This is a genomic window from Bellilinea sp., assembly GCF_053501535.1.
On the sequence record NZ_JBRCOK010000055.1, the window covers coordinates 1 to 7750 of the forward strand.

6 protein-coding genes and 1 tRNA gene are annotated in these 7750 nt (G+C 55.0%); 3 read left to right on the plus strand and 4 right to left on the minus strand.

Annotated features, from left to right (window positions below):
- Positions 1 to 310 precede the first annotated feature (310 nt).
- Together ACWIZX_RS06140 and ACWIZX_RS06145 are read right to left on the minus strand one after the other, a co-directional pair.
- Complete coding sequence (locus ACWIZX_RS06140) at positions 311 to 775, minus strand: hypothetical protein (RefSeq protein WP_448335158.1); 465 nt, start codon at positions 773 to 775, stop codon at positions 311 to 313.
- Positions 776 to 856: 81 nt separating this feature from the next.
- Positions 857 to 930, minus strand: a tRNA-Arg gene (locus ACWIZX_RS06145).
- 192 nt (positions 931 to 1122) lie between these two features.
- On the opposite strand from ACWIZX_RS06145, the gene ACWIZX_RS06150 reads away from it, so the two are divergent.
- A complete protein-coding gene (locus ACWIZX_RS06150; protein WP_448335159.1) occupies positions 1123 to 3444 on the plus strand; it encodes a methyl-accepting chemotaxis protein in 2322 nt (773 codons plus the stop codon).
- 320 nt (positions 3445 to 3764) lie between these two features.
- Here the strand turns inward: ACWIZX_RS06150 and ACWIZX_RS06155 are convergent, their stop codons facing one another.
- Positions 3765 to 4613, minus strand: coding sequence for a hypothetical protein (locus ACWIZX_RS06155; protein ID WP_448335160.1), 849 nt, complete (start codon positions 4611 to 4613; stop codon positions 3765 to 3767).
- 29 nt (positions 4614 to 4642) lie between these two features.
- Entirely contained in the window at positions 4643 to 5338 is a 696-nt protein-coding gene (locus tag ACWIZX_RS06160; protein ID WP_448335161.1) for a M23 family metallopeptidase, read from the minus strand.
- A gap of 234 nt (positions 5339 to 5572) precedes the next feature.
- On the opposite strand from ACWIZX_RS06160, the gene ACWIZX_RS06165 reads away from it, so the two are divergent.
- Together ACWIZX_RS06165 and ACWIZX_RS06170 are read left to right on the plus strand one after the other, a co-directional pair.
- Positions 5573 to 7243, plus strand: a complete 1671-nt coding sequence (locus ACWIZX_RS06165) for a tetratricopeptide repeat protein (RefSeq protein WP_322792606.1) — start codon at positions 5573 to 5575, stop codon at positions 7241 to 7243.
- Positions 7240 to 7750: hypothetical protein (locus ACWIZX_RS06170; RefSeq protein WP_448335162.1), on the plus strand; the 511-nt coding region annotated here is incomplete at its 3' end. The genes ACWIZX_RS06165 and ACWIZX_RS06170, both read left to right, overlap by 4 nt.

Consider the following 7750-nt stretch of genomic DNA (forward strand, 5'->3'; position numbering starts at 1 on the left):
GAGCCAACACCGCTAAACAAAAACCCTGCTGGTGTGGTTAGCAGGGCTCTGTTCTCTCGTGATAGAATATTCACGGGGTGAGCAGCGCACTCTGCTTGCCTCACCGTGAGCGTGCCACCCACACGGCTCACGGAACGCCCCGGTCGGGCGCACAACGCCTGATTGGGGCGTTGTGTTTGAGGCGTCTGTATGGGGTTGGGAAGGTGCTATGGGGAGTATAGCAAATAATTCCAACCATGTCAATAACTTGGAATTATTTATTCATTAAAAGAATGGCATTCGCCACCAATTAGCTATTGTTTGTTAATGTTTATCCCGCCAAAGCACCATTCTTTGGGACGTAAGGAATACCCTTCTCGTCAAATATCTTTCGTCCTTGTTTTCCTTTTCTTCTATAAATCTCTGCACAATAAGCAATATCTGCTTCATCATAAAGTATTCTCTCACCCCCTAAATCTATCTCTCGAGACACTTCCGAAATAATGCCTTTTTTAAACCATCTATAGATAGTGGATGGATTTAGACCGTATTTTTCAGAAGCGTTGGGTAGGCTAATACCCATTCCTCTTAAGTGTTGGTGTTTTTTATATTCCGGTAAATCTTCTTTCCGAGTCACAACCACTTCGCGCACTTCATCTTCGCTCACCACCATCTCACCTGCGACCATTGCAGCCCTGATTTTACCCCTCTCAACTATCTGGCGCAAATAGGCTTCGTCCAGCCCGTATTTGCGGGCGGCTTCGGAAAGTGGGATGAGTGTGGGAAGCGTAACCATGCCTGACCTCTCAAAAACACAAAACGCACCCAGGGATCCATCGGGTGCGTTGCTCGGTACAGGGATGGAATCCCTGTGTAGTGCCCCCGGCAGAACTCGAATCTGCAACCTTTTGCTCCGCAAGCAAACGCTCTGTCCAATTGAGCTACGAGGGCGTGCTGTTAATATACCGCGCCCGCCCCAAATCGTCAAGTGTTGCGCTTGAGCCGAACTCCAATTTTTTTACTTCCACTTTATCTTCTCTTTACCCGTTTTTTATTCAAATTACGCTCAACTTGTTTTACGCTTGGTGTACCACATACTTTGTTGAAGTGGTAAGAATTTTGATATGTTGCATGGAGAGGATTATGAAACAAATCAAATGGCAAATTCTGAAATCGGATAAAAATCAAACTACCCTCCTGTTCCGTTTGGCGCGTGCCTTTGTGCTGCTGGCGTTTGGCACGGTGCTGCTGGTCGGTTTGATCGCCTACTTCCAGAGCCGCGCTGCGCTCGAATCGGCGATCATGCAGCGCATCGAATCGAACGCCGAGCAAACCGAGTTGTTTGTCGAGGAATGGATGAACCAGCGCAAGGTGGAGATGGAAACGCTAGCGGGGATTGCACGCATCCGCTCGATGGATCCGACAGCGGTGCAAGAAGCCATCCTCCAGTATGCCAAACAATGGAACTGGTACGAAACCCTATTCGTTACCGATATCGCCGGCAATGCAATTGCCCATTCCAGTGGAAACAGCGCCTTGAACGTCAGCGACCGCTCCTACTTCATGGCAGCCATGCAGGGGCAAACCGTTATTGCCGAGCCAATAATTTCCAGAACGACTGGAAATGTAATCATGGTGGTTGCGGCTCCGCTTTACGATCCGCAGAATCCCAAACAGGTGATCGGTATGGTGGCGGGTTCCCTACCGACCACGGCATTTCAGGCGGTGCTTGAAAATGCCTGGCTGGGTCAAAGCGGGGATGCCTACCTGATCAACAAAGCCGGTTATATGATCACCCCGCCGCGCTTTGCCGAGGAGATGAAGCAACTCGGTTTGTTCGAGGAGCGCCCGGAACTGGAAGTGAAGGTGCAAACCCTTGCCGCCGAAAAAATCCTTCGTGGTGAACATGGCATCGAACGCTATCCGGATTACCGCGGTGTACCGGTGTATGGCTCGTACATGACTCTTGATAACGGCTGGGGGGTGATTGTGGAACAGGATGTGGCTGAAGCCAACGCACCGGTCAATCAGCTGCGCAATATCATCCTGCTGGTGGGCATTGCCGTTCTGGCGGTTGGCGCAACGGTTGGGATTGTGCTGGCACGCAACCTGGCCAACCCGATCAAAGCCATGGCAAGAACCGCACAGGGATTGGCGCAGGGTGATATTCAACAGGAAGTTGCTTTTACCAGCCGCGATGAGGTCGGCATTTTAGCCGATTCGTTCCGTGCGCTGATCGCTTATCAGAAGGAAATGGCGCAGGCAGCCGAAAAAATTGCCGCCGGTGATTTGACGGTTCAGGTTCAGCCGGTTTCCGAAAAGGATGTCTTGGGGCAGTCCTTTGCCAAAATGATCACCAAATTGCGCCAGCAGGTGGAGCATTTGCAAATCAGCGCGCTCAGCCTGAAAGCAGCCGCCGGGCAGCTGGCAGCCGCATCCAGCCAGGCCGGGCAGGCCACCACCCAAATTGCCGCTACAGTTCAACAGGTGGCAGCCGGTGTCGGTCAGCAAACCGAATCGGTCAGCCGCACGGCGAGTGTCATGGATCAAATGGCGCACACCATTGACGGTGTGGCACGCGGTGCGCAGGAACAGGCTCAGGCGGCTGCCCGCGCGACACAACTGTCTGCCCAGTTGCATCGGGCTATTCAACAGGTGGCTGAAATTGCCCGTTCCGTTTCTCAGGGCGCGGCCGCCGCATCGCAGGCAGCTGCCCATGGACAGGATACCGTTCGTCATACCGTTCAGGGAATGCAGTCCATCCGCGAGAAAGTAGATCTCTCGGCTGAAAAGATTGCCGAAATGAGCAACCGCTCCAATCAGATTGGCGTGATTGTGGAAACCATTGAAGACATCGCCTCTCAAACCAATCTGCTGGCGCTGAACGCTGCCATTGAGGCGGCCCGCGCCGGCGAGCACGGCAAGGGCTTTGCCGTGGTGGCCGATGAGGTGCGCAAACTGGCGGAACGCTCGGCAAACGCTACCCGCGAAATTGGCGCATTGATCAAAGCCATTCAGACTTCGGTCAATGAAACGGTCAACGCCATGCTGGAAAGCGCGCAGGAAGTTGAAAAAGGTGTGGAATCGGCCGGAGAAGCCGGTAATTCTCTCCAGCAAATCCTGCAAACCGTAGAGCAGGTCAATCAGCAGGCCCAGCAGGCTGCACGAGCCGCGGCTGAAATGGAAAGGGCTGCCAACGAAATGATCGCTGCGGTGGATTCGGTTTCGGCAGTCATTGAAGAAAATACGGCGGCTACCGAGCAAATGTCGGCCAGTTCTTCGGAAGTGACCATGTCCATCGAAACGATCGCCAGCGTCAGCGAGCAGAACAGCGCCGCCATTGAAGAGGTTTCGGCTTCGGCGGAAGAGATGAGCGCACAGGTCGAAGAAGTTTCGGCTTCGGCGCATTCACTTTCTGAAATGGCAGAAGTGTTGGAAAAGGTGGTCGTACAGTTCAAACTGTAAAATTTGGTTGCCAAATCCCAAAAGGATGGGTGCTTTGCGGCGCGAATGTAACGCAAAGCATCCTTAACTTTCTGAAAGGGAGACCGATATAAAAAAGGCAGACTTTGCTTGCCCGTAAACCTCAGTTTGGCATAATTTACTTCTCAATCGAAAATAAGAATTTTCAACCCCCACCGTACCTCCCCCAAAACCGCTGAAACGGTTTTGGAGGAGACAGGAGGGGGCAACTATATTCCCAACCCGTTTTTTCACCTGGGTTGAACTCACGCTGGTGAACTTATTTGTTCGCCACTCAACAGGTTGAAAAGGTTTTTCCTGCCTTAACTACCCAGCCGGGCGATTCCTTCGTAAAGCAGGTTCAATTCCCGAATCAATTCTGCCTGACGTTGAGCCATGTATTGATACAGCGTCAACCGGCCGCTTTCATCCAGCGTGCTGATCAGCACCCCCAGCCGGTAGCGGTTCGCCCCCAGTTCGGGGCGTACATTGCGGATAATTCCGCGCAGGTTCAAATTGCCGGAAGAAGTAGCAGGAGGCAGAGAACCAGTCATTTTGACCGGCTGGCTGCTTTGCGGTAGCCCGCGGATACTCTCCCGGCTGAAGCGTTCCTCCATAGGGGTGGAACCGGAAAGAGGCGCCGTATGGGGGGTGGTTTTGTGGTTAATCGGCAGGCTGAAGCGCACTTGAATCTCACCCCCAACCGGGTAAAGGCGCGGGTGATACAGGCTGCGCTCCAGATAAATCCCCAAACCCTGTGTGGAAAGGTCTTTGATGGCGGCGTTGACTTCCTGATAGCCGGATCTGGCGCGTAGAAAGACCTGTACCGGCACTTCCGGCTCGACCCGAATCTGAGCGCGGTGAACGAACGGCCGCGGTATTGGCTCAAAGTTCCCCAGCAGGGCTTTGCGGCTGGCCAGTTGAATACCGATCACCTGCCCCGATAGGGTCAACTGCAGCGCTTCCAACTCCACAACGGTGTTATGGGTCAGGTACAGGCAGGCAATTTGATTTTTATGCGTTCCGACCAGAATCCCCTGTTCTTCAACGCGTTCAATCCACCCGTCGTTGATGACCGGCATCCCGCGGTAATGGTTCAACAGGCGGATGGGGATGCGGCGGTTGGCATATTCCCAAAATATGGGGATCAGGTTTTGGGGAGGTGGATTCATGCAGCCATCCTCTGCCGGGGCAAAGTTGGTTACCAGCGCGGCGGTCGGTTAAGGGTCAGGTCGGTTGGGTCAATCGCCTTGTGGTTGATGCGGATTTCATAATGCAGGTGCGGCCCGGTGGAGTTGCCGGTATTGCCCGAAAGGCCGATCACCGTACCGGCAGCCACCTGCTGACCGACGCTGACCGGGATGCTGGAGAGATGAGCGTAATAGGTGCGGTAGGGCCCGTTTTCAACGATCACCAGATTGCCATAGCCCTGATCGTTCCAGCCGGCATAGACCACCCGCCCATCCATGGTTGAACGCACGGGCGTTCCCACCGGCACGCCAAAGTCGAGCCCGTTGTGATGGGCGTGGTACGCCTGGGTCAACCGTCCGCCAACCGGCCGCCCCCACGGCACGGGGGAGGGTTCGCCTGCGGCCAGGGGAGCAAACATGGACCCGCCGTTCAGGAGGTTGGCTGCCCCCACACTGCCAGCCGCGCTGTTCTGTTCAGCCTGACGGGCAATTAACTGCTCCAGCAGCATCAGCAGCAGCGGCGGGAGTAAATCACCGCCGGCTGCCGGGCTGCTGCCCAGTCCGCCGCCGGAAAGCATCAGGGCTGCCAGCAAGTTCTGAAATTCACTGTTTTGAGCCGGGGCGGCGGAGGAGGTCAGCACAGGGGCTTGCGCCGCCCTGCCCGCCGGATAAAGCGGCAAAAGTGGAGAAAACAGAGAATCACTCATGACGCGTTCAGTTTAACGGATTGGCAAAGTTTCGTCTGTAAATTGGACGTTAAAAATGGGTCATCCCTGCATAAAAAATGGGGTTATGGTTCAGGGTTTTCGGCCTTTATCCATTCTTTACGGGATTTTCAGCAAGCTTTTATTGGCATTTTCTGCCTCGATGATTAAGATGAGAAAGCAGATTAATGTGCCGGATGAATGGGTATCGATTCAAGGAAAGGTTCAGGAAACGAGATGGTGGATTCTCTGCCTGTGGTCAGCGCCCCGGATTTGAAGATTCGCAAAACGCTGGGGCGTACCTGTTTAGACGAGAATCGGTTGGAAGAAGCCGCGCAATTGTTCAGCGCGATCTTGCAGGATTATCCCGACGATGTTGATTCATTGGTAGCGATGGGTAATCTCTACTTGGCTGCCGGACAGGGTGAGCAGGCGCGCCGCTTTTACGAACGCGCATTGTGGCTTGACCCGCACAACGAGGAACTGCGCCGCCAGATTGAAAAGGCGTGGAGCGAATCCTGGAACCTGCAAAATGAGCCCTTACCCAATGATCCGGCTTCGGTGGGGCAGCTGCTGCAACGCCTGACCGGGCGGCAGAAGGAGATTGGCGAGGAGGAATTGAACCGAGCCGCCGGCATTCTCTACCGCATCCTCCACGCCGAGAATCCTGCTCAGGAAATTGCTGCGCGCCTGGATGAGATGGATGAAATCCTGCCGGCTTTGCTGGAAATCAACATCCGTCAGGCACAGGCGGATGGCAATGCCGAAGTAGAGCAGGCGCTGCGCGCTTTGCAATCCACCCTGCAGGCTCACATGGTAGAGCGGGCTGCCAGCCAGCCCGAGGGGGAGGAGATTGCCGTTCCTTTTGGGCAGTGGAAGGTGCTGCTGCTGGAAAGTGAAGCATTCGGGCGGGCGAATCGCATCGCGCTGCTGGAGGCGGCGCTTCAGCAGGCCGGCGCGCAGGTTGAGCGCAGCCTGCCGGATTGTCTGCAATCGGGTGAATTGCCGGATTTGATGATTGCAGCGAACCCGCACCTGAAACCGGAAAACATGGAAGGCATTGCCCGCCTGACCGGTATGGGGGTGCCGCTGCTGGTGGATTTGGAAACCGATTTTGAACAACTGCCGGTCACTCACCCTTCCTATGCTTCGTTTGGTCTGGGAACTCCAGCCCGCGGCAAGGCTTACGCATCCGCTCTGCTGCTGGCTGACTGCATCACCGTCCCCTCGCCCTTACAGGCTGAATCGCTGCGCAGTGCCGGCAGGCCGGCGGTGTATGTGCCGGATGGCTGGATGCGCACCAATTTCCTCTGGCTGCAGGAAGGTGAGCAGCGAGAGGCTGTTCATCTCGGCTGGGTGGCCAATCCCAGTCAGAGTGAGGATCTGGCGTCCATCCGCAGGGCGGTTATCCGGGTGATGCGCGAGTTTCCACAAACCCGCCTGGTTGTCATTGGGGATTATCAGGCCTATCATCTCTTTGATATTCTGCCGGAAAACCGGCGGATGTATTTGCCGATGACCGGCGTTGAGGAATTTCCCTATCTGCTGGAGCAGGTGGATATTCTCCTGATTCCGCTGCGCAACCACCCTTATAACGATTCGATTTCCGATCAAATTTTGGTGGAAGCGGGCATCAAAGCCATACCCTGGGTAGGCAGCCCGGTTGTGCCGTTCAGCCGCTGGATGGCGGGGGGAAGACTGGCCGGCTGCATTGATGAATGGCATCTGCACCTGCGGGAACTGGTCATGGATGCCGATCACCGTCAATCCATGGGTATGCTGGGACGAAAGATGGCGCTCAGCCGCGAGGCGAGCGAAGTAACCCTGCTGTGGCTGCGTACGCTGGAAAAAACCATTCGCTCCGCCAAAACAGCAAAACTGACAGAAGCGGGGAGGCCGACGGCGTGAAGATTACTTTTGTCCACTCCACCCTGCCGGAGGATGAATACCGTGTGCACATCCGCTGCAACAATCCAGCCTCAGCCCTGCAAGCCAGCGGCCGTCATACCGTTCATTTTCTGCCTTTGGAGGAATTCTTTCACAACAGCCCGGCAGCCGTTGAGGTATGTACCTCTGCTGATGTGATTATCCTGCACCGTTACCTGTTTGAGAACACACTGGCAGGCGTAGCCCGCTGGCGGGCGCGCGGTAAAAAAGTGTTGGTGGATATTGACCTGAGTGTGGAGCACCTGGAATCAGACCACCCCGGGTTTTCTTTCTGGTGCAAGGGTATCTTACCCCTGCCGTTCAAAAACGGCTCACGCCCGGTTTTTCCACCCCCTGCCGAGCAGTTGAAATGGTTGTTCAAAATGGTGGACGGCATCCTTGTACCCACCCCCCAGTTAGGCCGCGATTATTTCCCATACGGGCGGGTACAATTGCTGGCGGATTATTTGAATACCAACGAATATCTGG

Bases quoted from the DNA above. Each gene is read 5' to 3' on its own strand.
- ACWIZX_RS06150 (WP_448335159.1), top strand. From the start codon at position 1,123: ATGAAACAAATCAAATGGCAAATTCTGAAATCGGATAAAAATCAAACT.
- ACWIZX_RS06140 (WP_448335158.1), bottom strand. From the start codon at position 775: ATGGTTACGCTTCCCACACTCATCCCACTTTCCGAAGCCGCCCGCAAA.
- ACWIZX_RS06155 (WP_448335160.1), bottom strand. From the start codon at position 4,613: ATGAATCCACCTCCCCAAAACCTGATCCCCATATTTTGGGAATATGCC.
- ACWIZX_RS06165 (WP_322792606.1), top strand. From the start codon at position 5,573: ATGGTGGATTCTCTGCCTGTGGTCAGCGCCCCGGATTTGAAGATTCGC.
- ACWIZX_RS06160 (WP_448335161.1), bottom strand. From the start codon at position 5,338: ATGAGTGATTCTCTGTTTTCTCCACTTTTGCCGCTTTATCCGGCGGGC.